The sequence below is a fragment of the Oceanipulchritudo coccoides genome, from assembly GCF_010500615.1.
Taxonomy (GTDB): Bacteria; Verrucomicrobiota; Verrucomicrobiia; order Opitutales; family Oceanipulchritudinaceae; genus Oceanipulchritudo; species Oceanipulchritudo coccoides.
In genome coordinates, this window is sequence record NZ_JAAGNX010000002.1 from 512,100 (window position 1) to 534,439 (window position 22,340).

Below are 22,340 nucleotides of genomic sequence, written 5' to 3' on the forward strand. Positions count from 1 at the left end.
CCGTTAGAAATAGTGGGGAGTTCACCTTATTTATTTGAGTCAAATATACCGTAATGGATTATGCCCGCCTTAATTAAGGTATTTACCCCAACGGTGTTGAGACAATTTTGTAAGACAAAATCCTTTCGGGGTCGTGTGGAAAGGAATTGTCAAATTACAGTGTTGGCAGGCAGTATGAGGCATCGCATAAGAAGTCACAGGAATCTTAGATGAACTTTTCAAAACTACGCATACTTATCCTCGTCATCATTGTCGCGGTCTTCGTTTCAATCGGGGGAGTTTTTATTTTCCGTGAGCCGATTAAGCAGACCGTGAATGGGATCCGGTCGGAGCGCCTTGTTTCCAAGGCCGAGGAAGCTTTTTCACAGGAATTGTGGGAGCAGGCCGCACGACAGGGAAAAGCGGCCTATTATCTGGATAGTGAAAACAAGGCCGTCCAGCTTCTGGTGGCTCGTGCTTTGCTGAAACAGCGTGATCGCTCGGCAGTCGATTGGTGGAAGCTGGTCATCGACGAGCCGGACCTGCCGATCGATGAACTGCGCTTGTTGACGGAGGTGTTGTTAACTGCCGGGGAACTGGAGGATGGAACGACTTTTCTCGGCCGCCTGATGATTTTGGACGGCGAAAATCCGGAGACCCGTCGGCTATGGCTGACGGCCCTGCAAATGGAGCGTCGATATAGCCGAATGATGAGTCTGGCAGGCGAGCTGGCAGGTAGTGGCAGCGAGGACTGGTCGATTCACCAGCTCCACATGTCGATGCAAGAGAACTTTTATGGTGAAAAGGGCGAGGAACTGGTGATCGATCACCTGCGCAGACTCATTGAGGAGGACGGACCCCTTTCCTTACGCGCTGCACGTGAATTGGCAGCCCACCCGACTGTCGACACAAAGACACGTCTTCTGGCGACTGATTATCTGGAGGAGCATCCTCAGGATGATCTGGATATATTATATGGGCGCAGCGTCGCGGTGAAGTCTGGTGCTCTGGATCGCGACGAGCTCTTCCCGATTCTCGACCAAATCCTGGAAGCTCCCAGTAGTGAGGAATTACAGGAACTGACCCGTTGGGCTACCTGGATGGACGCTGTTTCCTGGTTTCTGGACACGGTTTCCTGGGAAACCTTCATCGGCACGGGCGCCAACGGGGAACTCTACCTGCGTCTTCTTTATAATCAGGGGGCCTACGATCGCCTTTTGACCCTGACGGAACGAGAATACAAAGATCGGCAAGCAGGGTCCTCTGCGCTCCTCTATTACCGTGCCGCAGCCCTTGAGCAGTTGGGATTTCTGGATGAGGCCAGTGCTGCCCTTGAATTGGCTATCGATGTCGTGAATCCTACAGAAACAACCGAGATTGAAGGATTTCTCGTGCGTGACAACCGATGGGACCTGCTTGTTAAGCTCTATGAAATCATTCTAAAGGATGAGGGGGGCAATCCGATTTACCTCTTAAAAGCGCTCGGGGCCTACTATTATATTGGAGACCAGACCAATCTTGAACGGATTCTCGAGCAGATTGAACTTGGGGAATACGATGCCGAGCCAGGCAAGGCCAGTTTCATTCTATACTTGCGCCTGCTTTTGGAAGGCTATCGTCCAGAATTAAACCGGCGTCTTGAGTCGCTCCTGACCCAGTATCCCGAGGTATTCGAGTTTCGTCTTGTCCTTGGGGTTTCGTATCTCTTGCAGGGCCGTCAGGATGTGGCCTCTGGATTTCTTCAGGGAATGCCTGAACTCGGTCGGACATCGCCTCGTTTCCTTCGGGTTGCCGCAATCCTGCTCGGTGTTTCCCGAGAATCTCTCATTTTCCCGGAAGAGAGTGAATTCCTTCTGCCGCGTGAGGCCTTTTTACTCAGCCAGCCGAGGGGTCAATCCACTCCTCAAGAAGGCGGAGAATAGTCTGCCTTGCCTCATCGCTATCTTGAACGCCTACAAGGCTCGCCAGCAGGACCTGTCGGCTGAAGTCGCGCCTTCCTTTCAGTAACTGAATCCATTGGGTTTTGTAGTTCAGTTCCTTGAGGTCCTCCGGGTTAATGTCCATATTCCGGCGCTCCCAAACAATCCAGAAGACGTGCAGTTGTTTATTGTTTGAGTGCAGCTCAAACAGATAATGCGTGACGGGGATAGCGAGGCCCTCTTTCTGGAAAACAATATTGGGAAATTGTTTGAGCATGGTTGCCCCGATAGCCTCCATGCAGATGGCGGGTGAGTGCCCGTAGGAGGAAACACTGGCCAGTTTATCCTCAGGACCGTATCCATAGTAGTAGAATTCGCCGCCGCTGGTCCTGGAGAACCGCATCAGGAAACGAGATCCATATCCATATCCTAGGGCAGATTCGATTTGTGGATGAATCGTCTCGTAGCGGATGATTCCTTCCTCCTCTTCGGGAAGATTGAAGGACCAGCCGGATTCGGGCGGAGCGGTGGCTTCGTGATACAGGAACCAGCCTTCGACCAAGACAAACAGGATGACTGGGAAAACCATAAACCAGACCACGCTTTTTCTGAAGGATGAAGCTTTCCAGACCGAGACCAGGTTTTGAAAGTCAACTCCTTGTGATTGGCGACTTTCATCACTGCCCACATTCAAGAGTTCAATGCAGGCATAGATCAACACCATGCTGATCCCGAAGGCAATGTATCCAGCCGGGTCGTGCCATGAATCATAGGCTTCCTGGCCGTTAACAATGACTTGGATGGAAAGGAAGATGGCCCTGCCTGTGTTGACGATAATGACTACAAAGGGAAGCAGGAGAACGGCAAGCGCTCGCCGCGGCACACTTTGACCAAACAAGCTGCCAAGAAACAAGGTGACCATGAAGAGAGCCTGCAGGGAGCGAATGCCGCTACAGGCTTCGTTGACCCCAATACTCAGGTCTCCCAGGACAAGACTCCGGCCAGCCACTTCGACCGGATATCCAAGAAAGTGCAATCCGTTAACCGCCAACTCAACGACCACCTGGGTAAGATTCTGAACGATGAGCAATTCCATCCGGTAGGGCCAGGGGATCATCGTTGAGAGAAAAAAGACGGGAAAGACGGCGGCCTTTACTCCCTTCCATCCATACAGGGAGTGAACAACGCTTCCCGTAAAAAGAACCAATCCGCTGGCCTGGATCCAGAGCGGAAGACGCCAGAAAGGATTGACTTCGGATACGGCGTGAAAGGGCAGGATAAGAAGCAGGGAAAGGCCTGCTATGATCAGGTTGGGGCGAAGGGATCCGGTAACGCTACGGGGCAACGAATCCAGATTTCTCAGAACCAACCAGATCGACAGGAATGGAACAAACATGCCGAAGTTGTAGTAGGATTCCCCGCCCCAATGATGCCTCACCTGTGTAATGAGAATAACCCATACAATTGTGAGAGCAAGAACAGCTGTCACAGCTTCATTGAGAAGGGACTGGAGGCTTTTATTTCCTGTCATTCCGCAGCAGAAATTTCTCGTCGGGGGTGAAGTGCTTTCAGACGCTTGAAGAACTTAAAATGCTTCAAGAAGGGCCTTCTCCTCGGGAATCAAATCTTCGAGGTTCATGTTCTGGATCAATCCCTCGGCCAAAGTCCGTTTGTCGGTCGCAGTCAGTACCACTGCATAAACCATTTTCCCCCTCGTGCCCATTTTGTTCCAATCCACATCCGTGGACTGAACCAACCGGTCCGCCTCATTGATCCGACCCGCCTTGAGCAGTCCCAGTGCAAGGGTGAGGCGGTACTCCGGAACATCCGGGCTGTCCTCGACAATTACGCGCATTTTCTCGATGGAATCCTCAAGATTCCTCTCTGCTAGGAAATTGAAGTAAGCGAGGTTATTGGCATAATCGTTTTCCTCCGGATTTTCTTCAGCAAGATAGCTGGCGATCTCAATGGATTGCGACAGGTTGCCATATTCAAGGGTAAGATTAAGAAGCTCTGCCGCCTCGTCTGAACTGAACGGAACACCCGAGGAAAAGGCAGTATACAGGGCCTGCAATGCAGAGACCGGTTGATCCAGTCTGCCGGCGAGGATTCCCAGGTTTTTCAGGAGCGGGAAGGTATTCCCTCTAACCGCATATTGGTAGGCATCTTTCCAGTAACTAAACGCTTCCTCTTTCTTATCCTGTTGGTCGTAGATTCTTGCCCGGAAGTAAGCTACGATGGCTGGGTCGATTGTGTTTTCTGAAAGTGCCAACGCTGCCTGTGCATCATCAGGGTTTTCCACCTCAAGGTATGAATTGACCAGAAGAAGATATTCATTCGAGGTCTTTTCCTCCTTGCTGCCCAGGTAATCAATTATTTTCTCGGAAGCACCGATTGAGGTAAGCCATTGACCCACCCGGATCGGGTCCAGATGGAGCAGGTTCTTTGTTGCATAGCTAATCCACTGGTCTTCACCAAGCGGATCAATTGCCATGAGTCGTGACGTGACATTGAGTGAAGTGCGGACATTCGAAACAGGTATTTCCAGGTAGGTCCGGAGCAACTCACGTTCAATTTCCAGTGGAACCTCATAAGCCATTGCGGTCTTGAACATGTTTTGCAGCTCGGGAGAATCATCCTGGGTTTTAACAATCGTCTGAATGGCCTTCAATGCCTGCTCAAACTGTTGCTCCATGATCAACTGGATGGCCTTGACTCTTTCCAGGCGCAGAAATTCGGGGGAGCCCTCTGCAAATGTATCTTCCTTCTCCAGTCTGAGAAGGTAATCTTCCGCCTTTTGGGTGTTTCCAAGGGATTGTGCAAGCTGGATGATTCCCAGTTGGTCCTGAGCCGTCCTGCCCGGATATTCCATCAAGAGATCCGCCAGTTCGAGGGCTTCGGTTGGCAGAAAGGGGACAATCCGGTTGAGCAATATGCGGATGACCTCAGCTGATAGATTGGAATTTCCAGCCCTGAAAACAGAGTCTTCAGACAGCTGTCCAAAAACTGATTCCACATCCTGGCGGATCATCGGAATACCGGAATTTCCGAGAAGGGAAAGTCCTGCCAATTCGCGGAACTCTGGATCATCTCCATTTACCACGCGCATCAAGAGGTTTTTACCGCGAGTACGGTCTGCAGTGGATTCCGAAAGGATTAGAATCCCTCCGAGGTAGAAATCGACCAAAGGCCTATGTTGCCTCCATGATTCCGCTTCCTCGAGGAATTGCCGGGCATCCAACTCGCGGCCGCCAAGAAAGGCGATCACACCGGTCACGCCGAGGACATCTGGATCATTCGGGTAAAGCTCACGAGCAAGTGAAAGCGCGGCTAACCCAGCGTCAGGATTCATTTCCTTAAAGAGTTGGAGGGCGGCGTCGCTCAGGTGCCGTGGCAAGTTGGAAAACTCACGCGAATATTTTTGCAGCATGGCTTGTGCCTGCTCGCCACGATTTGCAAATGCCCAGACCAGTATTTCAACCTCCTCGCCATTTGGAAGAAATCCGCCTGAGAAGGCCTCCTCAAGGATTTCGTCCTGCTCACTTTCGGAAAGCCCGGCAAGGGAGTCCATGGTCAATCGGTCAGAAACAGGAGAACCTTTGATCGAAAAGATGGAATAAATGGCGACTGCCGCAACTAGGACGACGATGGGGATTAGGATGACCCTGGCTTTCATTGGATATTTATCGGTTGTTATGGAATTGTAGCGACAGCAACAGCGTCTATTACTCTTAAAATAGGTGCTTTCGTCAATTCTTCCCGCAAACTTTAAATGGGTGGCTTGTCGGGCCCTGCGGGCTCTTTGCAGTTATGGATGCAGTAGCGCGCGACCGTTTCCGGCCGCGCGCTGTGTCTTCATGGTCCTACTTCTGCTGCTGTCTGTAGGAAAGTCTTGTTAAAAAATCTCAGCTGAGGGGAAGCCAGATGCGGATCCGGGTTTTTGGCGCATCATTGTAGAATTTGATCTCCCCCCCCATCACAGAGGCAATTCGCCGGCAGATGGGCAAGCCCAATCCGGAATTTCGCTGGATGCGCAGGAGGCCTTCAAGGTTGGGATCGCTCTCTTGTTCCTGAAGAACTTCGGCCGGAAAGGCCGGGCCTTCATCCTCGATTGTAATCACAAGAAGGGTCCCCGACCCATCGCTCCTCGAGGAAGCAAGGGAGCAATCGAGGGTCACCGTCTCATTCTGCAAAAGGTTGATTTTATTCAGGAGCAGATTGTTCAGCAGTTGCGAGAGGAGCGTCCGGTCAATTCGAGCCACTTGAAAGGCCTCGATATCAAGCTTCAGCTCGATATTGTTATTCTCCATTCCCAGGATCAACTCGAAGGATTCCCTGAGATCCTCCATGAACAGCTTGAGATCGAGCGGCTCGGGATTGTTGGGGATCATCCGGGAATCTTCGGTCGCCAGAAATACCCCGTTGCGAAGATGATCCTCAAGGCAGGTAATCGCGAATCGCCGGGTTTGGGCGGAACGGCTGGGGTCCTTTTCGGCTTTCTGGAGTTCCATGTACTCGATGTCGTCGGCTGCCTTTAAAATGGAAAGGGGATTCTTGATTTCATGGAGCAGGTATAACCAATTTTGGCGGACATTGTCCGCCACTGATTGATAACTTGATTGGTTGATACGCTGAAAGGTTGCCGCAATTCTGGGTAATCCTTTTTCCCGGAATCCCGCCACCCGTGCATAAAAGACAATTTCCTGTGCCTCAGAATTACTGTGTGCGGTCAACACGAGGTGTGATTCCCCCGCTGCCATGGAGAGCTTTCGCACAGTCTGGTCCCAGACGGTTGTCGAGCTCGCACTTAAGTTGAAAGGGTGGTGGGGAGAGTCCCGGGGTGGTTCTTCAAGTCCGTTCCTCCGGATAAGTGCCTCCCCTCCGGCAGAATGCAGAGTATCTACATCGAATATCCAGTCGACATCTTCGGGGCAGACCAGTATTTCAGGATCAGGTTTGGAAGAAGGAGACGGACGACTCTCTTGGAATGCGCCCATTTAGGTTAGTTTAAGATCTGTGTCTTACGAGTTGAGGATTCTTGCTTGATTTGTATGTAACCGAGCTTCAGCAGGAACAGAAGACAGAAAATGGCAGTGAGAGAGAGGACCAGGGTGACCTGGGCCATTGCCCGTGAGCTCAGAATGAGAATGGCCATGACGCCAAAAATTGCATTTACCGCGTACAGGATGAAGACCGTTGAACGTTGGCGTTCTCCACGGTCCTTGAAGAGTCGGTGGTGAATATGATCGCGATCCGCGGTGAAGATTCCATTTCCCTTGAGCCCGCGCCGGATGATCGAGGTCAGGGTGTCAAGGATGGGAAGCCCGAGGGCCAGAATCGGAACCAGATAGGACAGGCCGCCGACTTGGGCGCCCGCCGTAGGAAGGGAAAACGTGGCCAGAATAAAGCCCAGGAACAAGCTCCCGGAGTCTCCCATGAAAATACTTGCAGGATAGGTGTTGTACAGCAGGAAGCCTACAAGGGCTCCGATGAAAGCCGTCACAAGGACGATGTCTGGCCCGTACCCATTAACGGCAAGCGCTATGGTCAGGCTACTGATGGCAATAACGCCCATCCCGGCAGCCAACCCGTCCATTCCATCCATCAAGTTGACTGCGTTTATGATGCCGATGATCCAGACAAAGGTGATCGCTGCAGCGATAATCTCGTTCATCATTCCCCAGTCCTGGAAATAGAGGAACGGAATCTGGAAGCGGAAGCCGCCCGCTACCACGACAAAGGCGGCCAGTGCCTGGAAGAAGAGTTTTACCCGCGGTTTGATTTGCAGGAGGTCATCGGTCAGTCCGAGTAAGAACATGATACCGGCTCCCACAAGTATCCACTTGTCCGGAAAGTCGATGATCCATGCCCATTGGGGGACCAGGATCTGCAGTCCGTAGAAGTACGTGAGCCCCACGATGAACCCGCCAACGATGGCGACTCCACCCACTCTGGGGATTGGTTTCTTGTGAACGCTCCGGTGATTCGGTTGATCCACAAGGTTCCAGCGAAGTGCCAGATGTTTGACCAGGATAGTAAACGCAGCCGTTGCGGCGATACTGACAGCAAGCCCTGAAACAAACAAATAAACTTGTGCGACAGAAGTTATGACCATTTGAAGAAATGAATTTGCGACGTAGATATAAGGTATAATACCTAGAAGAGTGTCAGATTTTTCTTAGATGTCTGTCAATATTTTTTTAGTTTCCTTTGGGTGGGGCCCTATTTACCCTCATTTCTGCCGCTTAAGGCTCGTGTTTTACACTTTTTACAGATGTATTTATGGAGCTCCACTTCCCTTTAAATTCCCGCTTCAAAATTCGCTTGTCAGCAAGAATAGAAGGGGCCTATCTGAAGGATTATCCCCAAATTGATGAAATTCCGGATCTTTCATTTTCTTCGCACCTTGACGAACCAGCTCCTGCTGGGCCGCACCTTGGTCCTTTGTTTGATCTACAGTGGCGTGTTTGCAGTCAGCTTGTGGACGGCCTACCTGCTCCGATTTGATTTTGTTATTCCGGAGGGATACCAGACAGAGTTTATCAATGCCTTTCCGGTTATGGCTTTGATCAAGCTTCTCATGCTGTTCATGTTCGGACAGTTTGGCGTCTTGCTCTCCTATTTTCGTCTGCCCGACCTGTATCGAATCGCCACGGGGCTGACAATTGCCTCCCTGTTGTTTGTCAAAGCGTGGTATTTATTCCCTGAGCTACCGATTCCACCGCGCAGTGTATTGCTCGCGGATTATATTTTAAGCCTGTTTTTTGTAGCTGGTTTCCGCACATCCCTGCGCGTGTATCGGGAACGTGCCTTGCCGGACAAGAAAGGTCTTTCCAAGAGCAAGCGAGTGGTGATTATCGGAGCAGGCCGGACAGGTGCGGACTTGGCATACGACCTGTTGAGCCGGGCCGGTGTTGGCCTCCGGCCGGTTGTTTTTCTGGATGACGACAAGAGCAAGTGGAACCATCAGGTGCACGGGATCCCGGTTGTCGGGGCCTCGAATGACTTGGATTCCTTGCGGGACCGTTTTGGTGTTCAGGGAGTGATTATCGCCATGTCCTCAGCATCAGCGCGGCGGATTCTTGAAATCACGGAGAAAGCGCAAGCCCTTGGAATGTCGACCGACATCATGCCCTCGGTTACGGAACTTGCCACTGGCAAAGTCCGCGCCTCGCGCATTCGTCCGGTAGAAATTGAGGATTTGCTTGGCCGTGATCCCGTAAACCTGGACACGGAGGATATCCGGACCCTGATTCAGAATAAGGTTGTCATGGTGACCGGTGCCGGGGGCAGTATCGGGAGCGAGTTGTGCCGGCAAATTGCCCTCAACAACCCGAAGCGCCTTATTCTGGTGGAGCGTTGCGAGGTGCAACTTTACGGGATTGAAATGGATCTCAAGCAGAGCCGCTATGGTGGGGCCAATCTCCTTCCGCTGATCGGGGATGTATGCGACGAGCCGCGCTTGCGCGATATCTTTACCCGCTACCGTCCACATCTGGTTTTTCATGCAGCGGCCCACAAGCATGTTCCGATCATGGAGCACCAGCCTACGGAGGCCCTCAAGAACAACACCTTTGGGACACGGCTTCTGGCTCGAATGTCAAGTGAGTTTGAGGTCGAGCGCTTTATCTTGATTTCGACTGACAAGGCCATCAACCCGACCAATGTCATGGGAGCGAGCAAGCGTCTGGCGGAGATTTTCCTGCAGAGCTACAACGGCAGCCAGGAAGGCAAAACGCGTTTTATGGCGGTCCGGTTCGGCAATGTCCTTGGTTCATCGGGGAGTGTTGTTCCCTTGTTCCGCAAACAGATTGCCTTTGGTGGGCCGGTAACGGTGACCCATCCGGAGGTGATCCGATATTTCATGACGATACCGGAAGCTTCCGGATTGGTTCTGCAGTGTGCCACGCAAGCTTCCGGGGGTGAGATTTTCGTCCTCGATATGGGCAAGCCGATCAAGATTGTCGATTTGGCGCGTCGGATGATTCAGCTCTCTGGCTACGAGCCGGAACGGGATATCGAGATAAATTTTGTCGGCTTACGTCCGGGGGAGAAGTTGTTCGAAGAGCTCCAGCATGTTGGGGAAGAGTATTCCCCTACACATCATCCCCGAATTCTGCGCTTCACGGGGGAGCCTTATCCTCTCAGCGAAGTGGAGACCTTCCTGAGGCACATGAAGGCGCAATTCGGGCAAGCTGACCCCGATAAGATCAAACAGGAAATGCACCAGTTTATTCCTGAATATTCCCCGTACCTCGACTGAGGCGTTCTGGCAGGATGTGATGAAACGTATCCTCGATCTTTTGCTTGTTCTCGTCGCGCTGCCATTCTGGCTTCCCCTGTTTATACTGCTTTGGCTGACTGTGCGGATAAAACTGGGGAGCCCGGCATTCTTTCGTCAGAAACGGGCAGGAAAAGACGGTAAGTCGTTTGAAATTATCAAGTTCCGCACAATGCGTGATCTCCGGGACAGTGATCACAAGCTGCTCCCGGACGAGGCCCGCCTGACGCCATTCGGCAAGCGCCTGAGGAGCCTTTCCCTGGATGAGCTCCCGGAGCTCTTCAATGTCCTTTGCGGGGACATGAGCCTCGTCGGACCACGGCCTTTGCCGGTGGTTTATCTCGACAGGTATTCCACAGAGCAGGCCCGCCGGCATGAATGCCGGCCCGGTATCACGGGTTGGGCCCAGGTCAACGGGCGTAATCAGGTGGACTGGGACGAGCGGTTCCAGATGGATGTCTGGTATGTTGACCATGCCGGGCTTCTTCTGGATTTAAAGATCCTCTGGAAAACAGTCTCGACGGTCTTCTCGCGCGAGGGCATCTCCGCGGAGAATACTGTGACAATGCACGAATTTACGGGACCCGGGACTTCAACTGGAGGACGCTCGCTGAATTCAGTACCGCCTCAGAGCCCGGATCCATCTCATAAAACCGAATAAAGAGCCGTCCATATGCCGCATCAGGCGGGGCCTGCATCAAGGCACGGACGGTTTGCCGGGTGCCTGCCATTTCAACCGGTGCGATCCTTGCCCGTGGGGATTCAGCCAGCAGCGCATGCTCCTTGTTGAAAAAGTCGATCCGGATATAGACCTCGCCTGTCAATGACTGCCGGGTCTCCACATCGACTTTTCCCAGATAGTAATTTCCCGGAGTCGCGGCAAACAACTGGTACAGATGACCCCGGCGGACATTCCCGGCGATGAACCCATTCGGGTTTTTCCGAGCTTTTTGCACTATGCCTTCCGAATCCATGAATTGGCGATGCCAGATTCTTGGATTTTCAACATGTTCAAAACTCCGGTCGTTCAAGACCTGCACGGGTTTAATTTCCCTACCAGGATCCCATTGGATGCCTTGTGACGTGGTCCAATCGGACAAGAGCGCTTCCGTGATTTTCGACGCTTGCTCCTCCTGAAAGCGGGAAACCAGATTTGTCAGGAGAGCGGCCATGTTTGCCCCAAGTGAATCATAACGGAACACCCATTGAAGATCGCTTGCACGGGCAGCCAGTGGAAATGTGCGGACCGCCTTGTCGCGGAGAGTAATCATGCGTGATCTTGCCTCGGAAGCGGCTTTGGCCGTTTGGATTCCGGTCAGAAGGGCCTCCCGGGAGGCGGAATCCCAATCATTGCCCTGCAGTTTCCAGCAGAGGGATTGATATTCATGGAAGGCTTCTGTGAAGGCGAATAGTTGCCGGGTTGGCTCAATCCGTTTGGCAAATCGATTGGCCTGCAACCCACTTTCCACACGCTGAAAGGACTTCGCCTTCTCAAGGGCTTCCTCGAGCAGGTTCCGGCAGAGGGCGAGGTCCTCCTGCTTCCAGAGCCCTGCTTGCCAGGGATCCTTCCAGTGCCTGAGCCACCACCCACTGCCCGGTTGCTCCATCCAGAGCTTTTCCGCATGGGCGAAAAATGCGCGCATGGGTTCCGCCGCAGGCCCGTAGAACTCCGTGAAATATTCATCGAGGAGGTCGGAAGGATCGCTATCGACATCCCAAAGTAACCTCGCCAGCAGCCAGTTGGTATGGCCATCGTAGGGCCAGATTGCGGCGATCTGGCAGAAATAAGCCCTCACTCCCCGCTCGTGAAGGGCGGGAATCGATTCGCTGACAATCTCCGTCATCGACCGTGGAATAATGAATCCATACCCGAATAGATAATCCCATGTGCCGAGGAAAGGGGCGGCAGTCTTGTTCCACGCCTCGACATTTTGCAGATCGTCAGCCTTGGCTGCTTCATCATACCATTGGCTTCGGTCAAAGGTCAGGTATGGAACAATGGATGGATGAATCGGGAAATCCGGAACATTCTCCCAGTTCAAATAGGCGAGGGTGCCGATGTACAGATCCGGTCTGGATTGGCTTTTCCAGGTTCCCTGCTGCAGTCCATGCTCAATTCCTTCCGCGACAGCATTGCTGTATGCGAAGACATGGTTGCTCCAGTCGGGCCAGCGGCGAAAATATCCTTCGGGTTTCCACGGGTAATCTTCACCAAAATGCCCGAATACGAAGGAATCCCCGAGGCTGGCACTCACCGAGAGCACGCCACGGGATTGCCGCACCGGCGGATAGGTGCTAGTCACTTTTGTCCCGGATCGTTGGAAGGAAGTCGCGGCTTCGATCGCATCAAGCGTTGCTTCGATTGCCCATTGCCTGACCTCAGGCCTCGAAAGATCCGGATGGTCATTGTAGCCATGGACCTTCGGATAGTAAGGTGGACGCATTGGCTTCCCGTTTTCATCCTTGGCAAACCACTCGGGATGCCGGTCAAACTCCGTTGGCGGTAGCACGCGGTGCAGCGTATGGTTGTAGTAAAAGCGCTCCCTCAAGCCATGCCATGAGCCCCAGTCCGGGCCTTCCTGTGCGCGGCCAAGGGAATACGGGTTGCGGCTCAAATAGGAAGGTCTTTCGAAAAGGAGGACTTCGTCCGCTCCTTGAACGGATGGTGCTTCCGGTGGTGAATCCAACCGTTCCAACCCTGTTTCACCCGGCTGGTAATAGCGCCAGCCAAGAAACTGCTCGGCAAAGCGGAACACCGCAAAACAGGTACTGGGATTGTCCGACCCGGTGATTTCCAGACCGTGGCGGGTGCGTGCAACCCGGACTTCGTCGGTCAGTGGATTCTCGTCGAATGCCTCATGGTTCGCATCCGGCCCAATAATGATTCCATTCCTCGCACCCCACATGGGCAGTCTGGCAACTTTCGGGGCCGTCCCAAACTGCTGTTCCATGAGTTGCGCCAACTCGCCCGCGGCCTCCTTTACTTCATTCGAAGCATGCGGACTCAGGTAAAGAGTCTCGTATCCATCCGGTAACCTGGCATCGAGCGAGCCTGCGGCCACGGTGGCCAGAAAAAGGGCGATCCCCGAGCGCATCACCCTTCTGGCCGGATTTCGCCATCCTTCGAGAGGAGAATGGCAATCGGGCGCGTTTTCTCAAAATTGCTGCAGATAATCGCCAGGACAACCGTGATAGGCACACAGAGAATGGCACCCGGAATCCCCCAAACAGTTCCCCACAGGGCCAGCGAGATCAGGATAACCAGCGGGCTCAGGTTAAGGGTTGTTCCCATCAGGCGCGGTTCGAGAATATTCCCGACAACAACCTGCGTTGCCGCGACTCCGATGACAACCACAAGGAAGGGAGTGAGGGTGGGGAACTGGACAAGCGCCAGAATGGACGGAAAGAACGTGGCGACAATTGATCCAATTGTCGGGATGTAGTTGAAAAGGAAAATCAGGAGGGCCCAGAACACGGCAAAATCAAGACCGACGCTTTTCATGATGGCGTAGCTGACAAAGCCGGTCAGCAAACTGGTCAGGGTCTTGATCCCAATATACGTCTTGGTGTCATTGTAGACCCGCTCCAGCATGCGGTGAACTTTCTTCCGCTGGGAATCTTCATTCAGCATCCGGTCGATTTTCGGCATGAAGCACTTTTGCTCGAGAAAGATAAACAGTGTGTAGACCAGAATCAGGCCTGCGCTGCCAATGAAACCTGCCAGGGTCACTCCGAGATTCTGGATGATCTTGGTTAAATCAATCTTGTGCAGGAGCTCCTTCAATTGAGGCGATTCCGAGAGGCCGACCCACTGCGCCCCGCGGTCGAGAAGAGAATCAATGTTTTCCTGGTATGCGGGGGCGGAACGGATGACATTGTTGATGCTCGTGCTGATGACATTTGTCAGAAGGGTGAGGGATCCAAGGATAATCACCAGAGCGAGCAGGAAGGCAATGAAGCGCGGAAGGCCAATCCCGCCCAATTTGATTTTCAGGATCGAATCGGCGAGGATGTTGATCAGATACCAGATAAAGATCCCGAGCACCATCGGGATGATGAGGTCTTTCCCAAGGGTGAGAATGGCGAAGGCAAAGGTCAGCAGAATGGCGACAGAAGCGGCTAAGTTGATCTTCATTCAGTTGGTGGGATTATCAGGTTCATGTTGGTCGAGGGAAAAGGACCCCGGAAGGAGCTCGCGGGCCGTTGTCGACAGGCCGCTCTCCTCGGATGCCCAGAAGCTGTAAACGGGCAGATCCCGACCGAGGCGGTGGCTGAGTTCGGAAAGCCACTGCCTGCAGGCGCCACAGGGGGTCAAGGGCTCCGAGGCGGATGCATTAGCCCGCCAGCGCGCGCTTATGACAATGGCCATGGCTTTCTCGATAACACCTTTGGCCTGGGCCCGCGACAGCGCTGTCCGCTCGGCACACAAGGTCAATCCATAGGAATCGCTCTCGTAATTGATACCGGTAATGACCTGTCCGTCCTCCAGCAGCAGGCCTGCGCTGACGCAAAGCCCTGAATGAGGACAGTGGCTGTTGGCCAAGGTAGTTTCAGCCAATTCAAGCGCTTTTCTTGTATTGCTGTCCAACTCGCTCCGTAATATTGGATTCATGATATTGAGGGTTTCCTCTATCCCAAGGATTTACGGAGGACCGGCCTTTGCAAGCGTGAAGACGACCAGGATCGGTGGATATTATTGGGACCTGCTGGCGGCTTGTCCTTTACAGGGGCCCGTTCAACTATAAGGTAACGATCAAATGAACGCATTCCCTTTCGCTTTTATCCAGGGCATTGGCGGCCCGGAACTGCTGATTATCCTCGTCATTATCCTCCTGCTTTTCGGAGCCAAGAAGCTCCCGGAGTTGGCGAAGGGCCTTGGCAAATCCATGAAGGAATTCAAGAAGGCGACCCAGGAGGTTCAGGATGATTTCCAGGAGGCCATGGACGCCGTCGATACCGACAAGAAGCCAGCCACACCAGCAAAAGACGCTCCCGCGGAGAAGTCTGTCCCCAAGAAGGTACCTGAATCCTGAGGTTCTCGTTCAGCTTTTGGGCTGCGGGAGATAAATGTGGAAAGTTGATCCCTCTCCGGGGGTTGATTCCAAATCAATGAATCCGCCCGCCCGGGCAATGATCCCGTAGACTGAGGCAAGGCCCAGTCCGGTTCCTTCTTCCTTCGGCTTGGTCGTGAAAAATGGATCGAAAATCTGTTCCCGTATATCCTCGGGGATGCCGCATCCTGTATCGGAAATGGAAATACAGACAAAGCGCCCGGGTACCAGCTGTCGGTCCCCCACCGACACTTTCATTTTCAAATCATGCACGCTTTCCTGAAGCGTAATCCTGCCCTTTCCCTTGATCGCATCTCTCGCGTTGACGAGGATATTCAGGATGGCGCGATGAAACTGGGTCGGGTCAATCCTGATTTTCGTCGAGGTTGGCGAGTATTGAAAGTCGGCTTCAAGGCGATCAGGGAAGGTCTCCCGGACGATCTTTTCGATTTCCTTGAGAAGTGGATGGACCGCTATAATCTCGACTTCCCCGCCTTCCGTTTCCCGTGAAAATGTCAGTATTTCCTGGATGACAGAGCGGGCCCTGCCGGTGCTCGTCTCAATGATGTCAACATAGCGGTTGAGTGACTCGTCCTGCATTTTGCGTTTCAGGAGCTGTGTCGACATACCGATCGGGGCGAGGAGATTATTCAGGTCGTGGGCGATGTCCCCCGCCAGCTTTGCGATATCCTCGAAGCGTTGCGCCTTCAGCAGCATTGCCTCAAGCTTCTGCTTTCCCTCCGGAATCGGATTAATGGATTCTTTCTTTGGTGAACCATTTTCCCACTCAAGGAGCATCTTCTTGTAATTGCTGCCCCAGCGATAGGCCCCTGTTTTCCCACTTGCCGGAAGGACCCTGTGACACGGGATGAGCCAGGCGATCGGGTTTGCCCCCACGGCTGTTCCCACGGCCCGTGCATGGTTGGCTGAGCCCAGTTCCGAGGCAATCTCCCCGTAGGTTCTTGTCGTGGAAAAAGGAATACAAATGAGGTGTTGCCAGACTTTCCTCTGGAAGGGGGTTCCGATAGGGCACAATTTAAGGGAGGCGTCTCCTTTGGCTGCCTCCGCCAGCAATTCCACCTTGACCGGACAGCGTTTGCCCTCCTTGAAGGGACCGCTCCAGTATTTTTTCAGGGCCTCGCGGTCCAAGGATCCAAAAGAGATCCAGACAATCGTTTCCTTTTGCAGACCGATCCACCCGGAAGCTGACTCATACTCGAACGGGTAGATGTTGAGCGGCTCACGAATTGAAATCCCGGCTTCCCTCGGATCAATGAGGCGGACCCTTTTGGAGTTTTCAGGAGGTGATGTCATCGATCAGTTTTTCGAGGTGGGCAACTTTGGACTGGAGGTTGGCAAGGGTCTCTTCGATGTTGTCCAAGCGGCTGCTGCCCGTCGGGACAGGGATGTTTGTCCTTTCAACTTTTTCTACGGGAGCCTCGAAATTCTCAAGCCCGGGAACGAGCGTGTGGAGATAACGGATTTCCTTGCCCCCGGGAGTGCGTCCAACGGATTGCACGAGGGTGTGTGGTTCATCCTCACGGTTCTCCATTCGATGAAGCCAATCCGTTACTTGCGGCAGCTCCGCAAATGGGTAAATCCGCTCGGTCCGCTGGCGAAGCTGGCCGGGTGTTTGTGGACCGCGCAGAAGGAGCGCAGTCAAAAGGGCGTACTCCTCTTTCCGGAGTTCCCAAGTGACAGAGGCATTTTCCCGGAATTTAGCCGTGCGAGAACCAGCCATATCCACTCGCATGGCGAGATGTTTTTCGCGGAGCGTCTCGATCGCTCCCGAGACTTCCTCCTCGTCGTAGTCCGTCACGGGATCGCGACTCGTTTTCTGGTTACAGGCACTGATGAGGGAATTCAACGTAAGCGGATAATATTCGGGCGTAGTCTTCGCCTTCTCCATGAGAGCCCCGAGAACCCTAGCTTCTATGGCGTTGAGTTCCATCGCGTCCTGTTAATCAGTTTTCTTCACCCTCGGTGTTGTAGATATATCCGACACCGTGAATGGTCTTGAAGGCATCCAGGTTCAGGCCGTGTTTCTGGTACAGCCCCCGCACCTTGACGATATACTGGTCAAGGCTGCGACTACGGACGTCGGCGTGGATTCCCCAGACCCCGTGAATCAGGGTGCGCCGGGTGATGACAGAATTCGCATTGTCATTCAGGAAGGCGAGAATGCCCAACTCCTTGCGCCCGATCTTTTCAGACTTCTTGTCCGGAAACTCAATCTCCATACGTTCCGGATTGACCATGGCTCCCTGGAACTCGAAGGGTCCCTCCGAAACGCTGGCGTTTTTCGTCACGCGATTGTCGAGCGAGGTCTCCGCACGCCGCAAGACGGCGTGAATCCGGGCTACCAGCTCCGTGAAGCTGAACGGTTTTGTGATGTAGTCATCCCCGCCCATTTCAAGGCCCTTGACCCGGTCCGTCTCGTTGTTGTTCCCCGTCAGGAAAATGATCGGCACGTCGATATTCTCAGCCTTCAGCTTTTCCACGAGATCAAAGCCCGATCCATCCGGCAGGTTGATGTCCAACAGCATCAGGTTGGCAAAATTACTCTGCAGATAGCGGACGACATTCGCGGCCCGGTGATGCACCTGGGTGAGCATTCCCGAGGACTCAAGTTGATCGGAAATCAGGTGGGCGAGTTCCGGGTCGTCTTCGACGATGAGGATGAGTGGTTTTGGTTTAGCCATGACTTTTTTACCTTTATACTAACTTCTCTAATCACTTACAGACATTTTACAAATGTAAAAATCCCTTGAATTAAATAAAATTACCATTGTGAGGAAAGGCGTCAGGGGTTTTGTTGTTCCTTCCATGAAAAAATTCGAGAGCCTGTTTGAAGAATTAAAAGAGAAGGCGGAGCGCGCTGACCCCTCTTCCGGCACGGTGAAGCTGCTGGCGAAAGGCAAGCATGCCATCGGAAAGAAGCTGATTGAAGAAGCCGGCGAGGTCTGGATGGCGGCCCGATATGAGGGAAAAGAGCAGACTGCGGAGGAAATTTCCCAGCTCCTTTACCACGCCCAGGTAATGATGCTCGCCAATGATCTCGAACTGGAAGACATCTACCGCTATTTATAAATTGATATGTTCAAAGTAGCCATACCCAACAAAGGCTCACTCTCAGAGGGAGCCGTGGAAATCCTGAGTGACGCCGGATACCGGTGCAAGCGGCACAGTCGCGAGTTGGTGGTCCGCGACGCGGAGCACGATGTGGAGTTCATTTTCCTCCGCCCCCGGGATATTGCCGTGTATGTGGGCTCGGGACTGGTCAATGCGGGCATCACGGGCCGTGACTTGGCACAGGATTCGGAGGCGGCCGTGGAGGAATGCCTCTCTCTTAACTTGGGTCGATCGCGCTTCTGTTATGCTGTCCCAAAGGGATCCGGGATCACCCCGGATACGCTTGGCGGAAAGCGGATTGCGACCAGTTACGCGAGTATCGTCCGCCAGGATTTGAAAAAGCGGGGAATTGAGGCGCAGGTGGTCCGTCTGGACGGCGCGGTTGAGATTTCCATCAAGCTCGGGGTGGCGGACGTCATTGCCGATGTCGTTGAATCGGGTCGGACACTCGTCGAGGCTGGGCTGGAAATCACGGGTGACCCGATTATGAAATCGGAAGCTGTGGTCATTCACCGCAAAGGCAATTCACCCGACGAGGCATTGAACCTTCTTTTGAAGCGTCTTGAGGGAATCCTCGTCGCCCGCGAATACGTTCTGCTTGAGTACGTGGTGCCGCGCAATTCGATCGATGCGGCCTGCGCAATCACTCCGGGTGTGAAAAGCCCGACGGTTTCACCGGTTAATGAAGCGGGTTGGGTGGCGGTTGCGGCCATGGTCAAGGCCGCTGGACTAAACCGGATTATTGACCAACTGGGTGAGCTTCAGGCAAAGGGTATTATCGCCCAGGAAATAAAGACCTGTCGCCTCTAGGGAGCCCGTTATGAAAGTTGTCCTTGTCGATGGATTCAACATGGCGTTCCGCGCCTACTATGGAATGCCCGAGCTCACCCGGGAGGATGGTTTCCCGACCGGTGCGGTGCATGGCTGGGTCCGTACCCTCTGGTGGATCGAGGATAATGTGAAGCCGGACAATCTCCTCGTCTTTTTTGATTTGGGCGGTGCCCAGAGGCAGTTGGCGATCCGTGAGGATTACAAGGCCAACCGGGGTGAAGCGCCGGAGGATCTCGAAAAGCAGATCCCGGTCATCAAGGAATGGACCCGCGCTGCGGGTTATGTCGGTATTGAAGAACACGGGGTTGAGGCCGATGACCTCATCGCTGCCTACAGCGTCAAATACGCGGAGGAAGGCCACGAGGTCCTCATCCTCAGCGCCGACAAGGACCTCGCCCAACTGGTGACGGACAAGGTACACCAACTCGTCCCGCCCCCGACAGCCAATCCCAAGCTGGGTTGGCGTGAGCTGGACCCTGAGGGAGTGGAGAAAAAATTTGGTGTGCGCGCGAACCAGATCGCCGACTATCTCGCCCTGATTGGAGATACTTCGGACAACATTCCCGGGCTCAAGGGTGTGGGTCCCAAAACGGCTGCCAAGTGGTTGAATCAATACCGGACCCTCGAGGAAATTATTGCCCACTGTGGGGAGTTGAATCCCAAGCGCTTTCAGGGATTGGTCTACGCCGAGGCAGACAATATCCGCCGAAATCTTGAAATGACCAAGCTGGACCGGTCACTCTCAATCGATATTGAGGCCCATGCCGAACCGGATCCGGAGCGGGCGGTTTCCTTGCTCAAGGAAATGGAGATGGGCCGTTCCGCGGAAGCCCTTGTCAAGCGTCTTGAGACGGACTGAGGCTGCTGTAAGCACCCGGCTCAAGCCCCGGGCGGAGGCCCTTTTCCCTGAGCGCCCTTAAGCCCAGGGACTGGTGTGTCTTGGAAAGACGTCTGCCGGTTGCCGGATCCATGACCAACCCACAATGGTACCATTCGGGTGGTTCCCAGCCCATGGCCTTGTAAATCAGGAGTTGCCGTGCTGTTGAAACCAGCAGGTCCTCTCCTCGGACAACCTCCGTGATTCCCATTGCGTGATCATCCACCACAACGGCAAAGTCATAGGAGGGCAGACCATCCCGGCGCCAGACGATGAAGTCTCCAAAGTCGCGCCCGGCCAGATAGGCCTTTTCGCCCGACCGGTTGTCGATAAAGCGGATTATCTGACCGTCAGGCACGCGGAATCGCCAGTTCACTTCCTCTTCGGCATAGCTTTGCGGGCTGTCGGATGAGGTGTTCCTGAGTTCAACCGGAAAGAGCGGGTCTCCATCAACCGGCGATTGCTGCGGCTGCCTTTCCTTGATTTCGCGCCGCGAATGCGGTGAGGGATAAATGAATCCGCTGGCCTTTAACTGCTTCAATGCCGCCGCGAAGGTCTCCATACGCTGACTTTGCGTGTAAGGACCAAAGGGGCCACCGCAATCCGGGCCCTCGTCCCAGTCGAGGCCCCACCAACGCAAGTCCTCCATTGCCCCGCGGGAGAATTCCGGGCGGCAACGGTCCGGATCCAGATCCTCCGTGCGATAGACCAGAGCACCTTGTTGATCCCGGGCCCTTCGCCATGCCATGGAGAATGTCACTGCATGTCCCAGGTGCAACCATCCCGAGGGAGTCGGGGCAATCCGGCCCCGGTACTTTGCGGGCGTGTTTGTGTGCTCTGGCGCTTTCATCCTTGAATCCGGCGAAGCATGGGTGATAATGCCCGCACTTTCAATGTTAACCACGAATGGACACGAATGCTCTTCGTATCGTTCCAAACGCTTCCGGAGGGCATCCCTGTAGGTTCGTGGTTAGCACTGTTCCACTGTTGGAGCAGGTTGAAGATAATCACGAATACCATGACAGACATCGACATATCAGACGCGGCAAGTGCGGAAGCGCTGCCGGCTTTTAAAGAATTAGGCCTCCACCCGGATGTTCTCCGGGCCCTCGAGGAAAAGGGATACGAGCGCCCAACGCCCATTCAGGCAGAGGCCATCCCGCTCCTCCTCTCAGGAAAGGACGTCATCGGCGGCTCCCAGACCGGAACCGGAAAGACAGCGGCTTTTTCCCTGCCACTTCTCTCCAATCTTCAGGAGAACCACAAGAATCCACGGGTCCTGATCCTTGAACCGACCCGCGAGCTGGCCCAGCAAGTGATTGTGCAGCTTGAGACTTACGGCAAATACCGCCATCTCAAGTCTGTCCTGTTGCATGGCGGGGTAGGTTACGGGAAACAAAAGGACGCCTTGAAGAACGGGGTGGATATTATTGTGGCGACGCCCGGGCGACTCCTCGACCACATGGGGCAGAAGACCGCTAGCCTCGCAAAAGTGGAAGTCCTCATCCTTGACGAGGCCGACCGGATGCTAGACATGGGTTTTCTCCCGGATGTTCACCGCATCCTTCGAGAATGTCCCAAAAAGCGACAAAGCCTCCTGTTTTCGGCAACGATTCCGCCCGAGATTGACCGCTTGAGCAAGATGATGCTCAAGGATCCCGTGCAGATCAAGATTGGCGGAGGCCGCCAACCGGCGGAGACGATCGAGCATGCCATTTATCCGGTGGACGACCGGCAGAAGTTCGATCTGCTGGTCGCGATCCTCGAGGAAATCGAATATCACAGTGTGCTCATTTTTACCCGTACTAAGGTTGGTGCGGATACTATTTCCCGCTGGCTGAACGAGACAAACCACGGCCCAATCGGGGTTTTGCATTCGGACCGCAAACAAAAGGAACGCGAAGCCTGCCTGGCGGATTTTAAATCGGGTAAGATTGAAATCCTTGTCGCCACCGACATTGTTGCCCGCGGAATCGACATCAGTGACGTCAGCCATGTCGTTAATTATGATATTCCCCTGCACGCCGAAGATTATGTTCACCGAATTGGACGGACTGGCCGTGCCAACAAGTCCGGTGACGCAGTCACTTTGCTGACGGCCGGCGAGCTGGATTTTCTGCGATCGATCGAGCGCTTCATCGGCAAGGAGATCCCGCAGAAGAAATTGGACTCTTTCAATTACAACTGGTCTCCGCTTTTTGAAAAGCTCGGCAAGCCGAAAAAGAAGAAGCGCAACCGCGGCTATATTCCTCAATCAAAATTCTAGTGTA

19 protein-coding genes are annotated in these 22,340 nt (G+C 53.7%); 8 read left to right on the forward strand and 11 right to left on the reverse strand.

Translation table 11 applies throughout. From position 1 onward, the window contains the following. Positions 1-209: 209 nt before the first annotated feature. On the forward strand, positions 210-1,901 hold the full coding sequence (locus G0Q06_RS07760) for a tetratricopeptide repeat protein (RefSeq protein WP_163964137.1): 1,692 nt from the start codon (positions 210-212) through the stop codon (positions 1,899-1,901). Here G0Q06_RS07760 and G0Q06_RS07765 read toward each other — a convergent pair. From G0Q06_RS07765 to G0Q06_RS07780, 4 genes are all read right to left on the reverse strand, one after another. Then, positions 1,855-3,429, reverse strand: coding sequence for an exosortase/archaeosortase family protein (locus G0Q06_RS07765; protein ID WP_163964138.1), 1,575 nt, complete (start codon positions 3,427-3,429; stop codon positions 1,855-1,857). The genes G0Q06_RS07760 and G0Q06_RS07765 overlap by 47 nt on opposite strands. Before the next feature lie 54 nt (positions 3,430-3,483). Next, positions 3,484-5,574: a tetratricopeptide repeat protein gene (locus tag G0Q06_RS07770; protein ID WP_163964139.1), complete on the reverse strand. Its 2,091-nt coding sequence runs from the start codon at positions 5,572-5,574 to the stop codon at positions 3,484-3,486. A 229-nt stretch (positions 5,575-5,803) separates the two neighbouring features. Next, complete coding sequence (locus G0Q06_RS07775; RefSeq protein WP_163964140.1) at positions 5,804-6,895, reverse strand: sensor histidine kinase; 1,092 nt, start codon at positions 6,893-6,895, stop codon at positions 5,804-5,806. 5 nt (positions 6,896-6,900) lie between these two features. Next, on the reverse strand, positions 6,901-8,013 hold the full coding sequence (locus tag G0Q06_RS07780; RefSeq protein WP_163964141.1) for an MraY family glycosyltransferase: 1,113 nt from the start codon (positions 8,011-8,013) through the stop codon (positions 6,901-6,903). 258 nt (positions 8,014-8,271) lie between these two features. Between G0Q06_RS07780 and G0Q06_RS07785 the strand changes: the two genes are divergently transcribed. Both G0Q06_RS07785 and G0Q06_RS07790 read left to right on the forward strand, forming a co-directional pair. Further along, on the forward strand, positions 8,272-10,161 hold the full coding sequence (locus G0Q06_RS07785; RefSeq protein WP_163964142.1) for a polysaccharide biosynthesis protein: 1,890 nt from the start codon (positions 8,272-8,274) through the stop codon (positions 10,159-10,161). A gap of 19 nt (positions 10,162-10,180) precedes the next feature. Further along, on the forward strand, positions 10,181-10,840 hold the full coding sequence (locus G0Q06_RS07790; RefSeq protein WP_163964143.1) for a sugar transferase: 660 nt from the start codon (positions 10,181-10,183) through the stop codon (positions 10,838-10,840). Here G0Q06_RS07790 and G0Q06_RS07795 read toward each other — a convergent pair. Genes G0Q06_RS07795 through G0Q06_RS07805 form a run of 3 tightly spaced genes read right to left on the reverse strand, consistent with a single transcriptional unit; the run spans position 10,755 to position 14,791 of the window. Then, positions 10,755-13,274, reverse strand: coding sequence for a DUF4838 domain-containing protein (locus tag G0Q06_RS07795; RefSeq protein ID WP_163964144.1), 2,520 nt, complete (start codon positions 13,272-13,274; stop codon positions 10,755-10,757). The genes G0Q06_RS07790 and G0Q06_RS07795 overlap by 86 nt on opposite strands. Beyond that, a complete protein-coding gene (locus G0Q06_RS07800; protein WP_163964145.1) occupies positions 13,274-14,314 on the reverse strand; it encodes an AI-2E family transporter in 1,041 nt (346 codons plus the stop codon). Before G0Q06_RS07800 ends, G0Q06_RS07795 begins: the two co-directional genes overlap by 1 nt. Next, complete coding sequence (locus G0Q06_RS07805) at positions 14,315-14,791, reverse strand: cytidine deaminase (RefSeq protein ID WP_163964147.1); 477 nt, start codon at positions 14,789-14,791, stop codon at positions 14,315-14,317. 169 nt (positions 14,792-14,960) lie between these two features. On the opposite strand from G0Q06_RS07805, the gene G0Q06_RS14790 reads away from it, so the two are divergent. Then, positions 14,961-15,212, forward strand: coding sequence for a twin-arginine translocase TatA/TatE family subunit (locus tag G0Q06_RS14790; RefSeq protein ID WP_163965615.1), 252 nt, complete (start codon positions 14,961-14,963; stop codon positions 15,210-15,212). Between the two features lie 9 nt (positions 15,213-15,221). On the opposite strand, the gene G0Q06_RS07815 is transcribed toward G0Q06_RS14790, so the two are convergent. Genes G0Q06_RS07815 through G0Q06_RS07825 form a run of 3 tightly spaced genes read right to left on the reverse strand, consistent with a single transcriptional unit; the run spans position 15,222 to position 17,932 of the window. Next, positions 15,222-16,544, reverse strand: coding sequence for a methylated-DNA--[protein]-cysteine S-methyltransferase (locus tag G0Q06_RS07815; protein ID WP_163964149.1), 1,323 nt, complete (start codon positions 16,542-16,544; stop codon positions 15,222-15,224). Further along, positions 16,528-17,181 carry a YceH family protein gene (locus tag G0Q06_RS07820; RefSeq protein ID WP_163964151.1) on the reverse strand — a complete coding sequence of 218 codons (654 nt, stop codon included), beginning with the start codon at positions 17,179-17,181 and terminating at the stop codon, positions 16,528-16,530. The genes G0Q06_RS07815 and G0Q06_RS07820 overlap by 17 nt, the downstream gene beginning before the upstream one ends. Before the next feature lie 13 nt (positions 17,182-17,194). After that, on the reverse strand, positions 17,195-17,932 hold the full coding sequence (locus tag G0Q06_RS07825) for a response regulator transcription factor (RefSeq protein WP_163964153.1): 738 nt from the start codon (positions 17,930-17,932) through the stop codon (positions 17,195-17,197). A gap of 124 nt (positions 17,933-18,056) precedes the next feature. Between G0Q06_RS07825 and G0Q06_RS07830 the strand changes: the two genes are divergently transcribed. Genes G0Q06_RS07830 through G0Q06_RS07840 form a run of 3 tightly spaced genes read left to right on the forward strand, consistent with a single transcriptional unit; the run spans position 18,057 to position 20,052 of the window. After that, positions 18,057-18,320: a phosphoribosyl-ATP diphosphatase gene (locus G0Q06_RS07830; RefSeq protein WP_163964155.1), complete on the forward strand. Its 264-nt coding sequence runs from the start codon at positions 18,057-18,059 to the stop codon at positions 18,318-18,320. Positions 18,321-18,326: 6 nt separating this feature from the next. Beyond that, the gene (hisG, locus tag G0Q06_RS07835) at positions 18,327-19,172 is read left to right on the forward strand and encodes an ATP phosphoribosyltransferase (protein ID WP_163964157.1); all 846 of its coding nucleotides are present in this window, start codon (positions 18,327-18,329) and stop codon (positions 19,170-19,172) included. A 10-nt stretch (positions 19,173-19,182) separates the two neighbouring features. After that, positions 19,183-20,052, forward strand: coding sequence for a 5'-3' exonuclease (locus tag G0Q06_RS07840; RefSeq protein ID WP_163964159.1), 870 nt, complete (start codon positions 19,183-19,185; stop codon positions 20,050-20,052). On the opposite strand, the gene G0Q06_RS07845 is transcribed toward G0Q06_RS07840, so the two are convergent. Next, entirely contained in the window at positions 20,030-20,920 is an 891-nt protein-coding gene (locus G0Q06_RS07845; RefSeq protein ID WP_163964160.1) for a glutamate--tRNA ligase family protein, read from the reverse strand. The two genes, G0Q06_RS07840 and G0Q06_RS07845, sit on opposite strands and share 23 nt — an antisense overlap. A gap of 168 nt (positions 20,921-21,088) precedes the next feature. On the opposite strand from G0Q06_RS07845, the gene G0Q06_RS07850 reads away from it, so the two are divergent. Further along, entirely contained in the window at positions 21,089-22,336 is a 1,248-nt protein-coding gene (locus G0Q06_RS07850; RefSeq protein WP_163964162.1) for a DEAD/DEAH box helicase, read from the forward strand. Positions 22,337-22,340: the final 4 nt, after the last annotated feature.

Excerpts from the sequence above, each read along its gene's own strand:
- G0Q06_RS07760 (WP_163964137.1), top strand. The coding sequence starts at position 210 with ATGAACTTTTCAAAACTACGCATACTTATCCTCGTCATCATTGTCGCG.
- G0Q06_RS07765 (WP_163964138.1), bottom strand. The coding sequence starts at position 3,429 with ATGACAGGAAATAAAAGCCTCCAGTCCCTTCTCAATGAAGCTGTGACA.
- G0Q06_RS07770 (WP_163964139.1), bottom strand. The coding sequence starts at position 5,574 with ATGAAAGCCAGGGTCATCCTAATCCCCATCGTCGTCCTAGTTGCGGCA.
- G0Q06_RS07775 (WP_163964140.1), bottom strand. The coding sequence starts at position 6,895 with ATGGGCGCATTCCAAGAGAGTCGTCCGTCTCCTTCTTCCAAACCTGAT.
- G0Q06_RS07780 (WP_163964141.1), bottom strand. The coding sequence starts at position 8,013 with ATGGTCATAACTTCTGTCGCACAAGTTTATTTGTTTGTTTCAGGGCTT.
- G0Q06_RS07785 (WP_163964142.1), top strand. The coding sequence starts at position 8,272 with ATGAAATTCCGGATCTTTCATTTTCTTCGCACCTTGACGAACCAGCTC.
- G0Q06_RS07790 (WP_163964143.1), top strand. The coding sequence starts at position 10,181 with ATGAAACGTATCCTCGATCTTTTGCTTGTTCTCGTCGCGCTGCCATTC.
- G0Q06_RS07795 (WP_163964144.1), bottom strand. The coding sequence starts at position 13,274 with ATGCGCTCGGGGATCGCCCTTTTTCTGGCCACCGTGGCCGCAGGCTCG.
- G0Q06_RS07800 (WP_163964145.1), bottom strand. The coding sequence starts at position 14,314 with ATGAAGATCAACTTAGCCGCTTCTGTCGCCATTCTGCTGACCTTTGCC.
- G0Q06_RS07805 (WP_163964147.1), bottom strand. The coding sequence starts at position 14,791 with ATGAATCCAATATTACGGAGCGAGTTGGACAGCAATACAAGAAAAGCG.
- G0Q06_RS07815 (WP_163964149.1), bottom strand. The coding sequence starts at position 16,544 with ATGACATCACCTCCTGAAAACTCCAAAAGGGTCCGCCTCATTGATCCG.
- G0Q06_RS07820 (WP_163964151.1), bottom strand. The coding sequence starts at position 17,181 with ATGGAACTCAACGCCATAGAAGCTAGGGTTCTCGGGGCTCTCATGGAG.
- G0Q06_RS07825 (WP_163964153.1), bottom strand. The coding sequence starts at position 17,932 with ATGGCTAAACCAAAACCACTCATCCTCATCGTCGAAGACGACCCGGAA.
- G0Q06_RS07830 (WP_163964155.1), top strand. The coding sequence starts at position 18,057 with ATGAAAAAATTCGAGAGCCTGTTTGAAGAATTAAAAGAGAAGGCGGAG.
- hisG (WP_163964157.1), top strand. The coding sequence starts at position 18,327 with ATGTTCAAAGTAGCCATACCCAACAAAGGCTCACTCTCAGAGGGAGCC.
- G0Q06_RS07840 (WP_163964159.1), top strand. The coding sequence starts at position 19,183 with ATGAAAGTTGTCCTTGTCGATGGATTCAACATGGCGTTCCGCGCCTAC.
- G0Q06_RS07845 (WP_163964160.1), bottom strand. The coding sequence starts at position 20,920 with ATGAAAGCGCCAGAGCACACAAACACGCCCGCAAAGTACCGGGGCCGG.
- G0Q06_RS07850 (WP_163964162.1), top strand. The coding sequence starts at position 21,089 with ATGACAGACATCGACATATCAGACGCGGCAAGTGCGGAAGCGCTGCCG.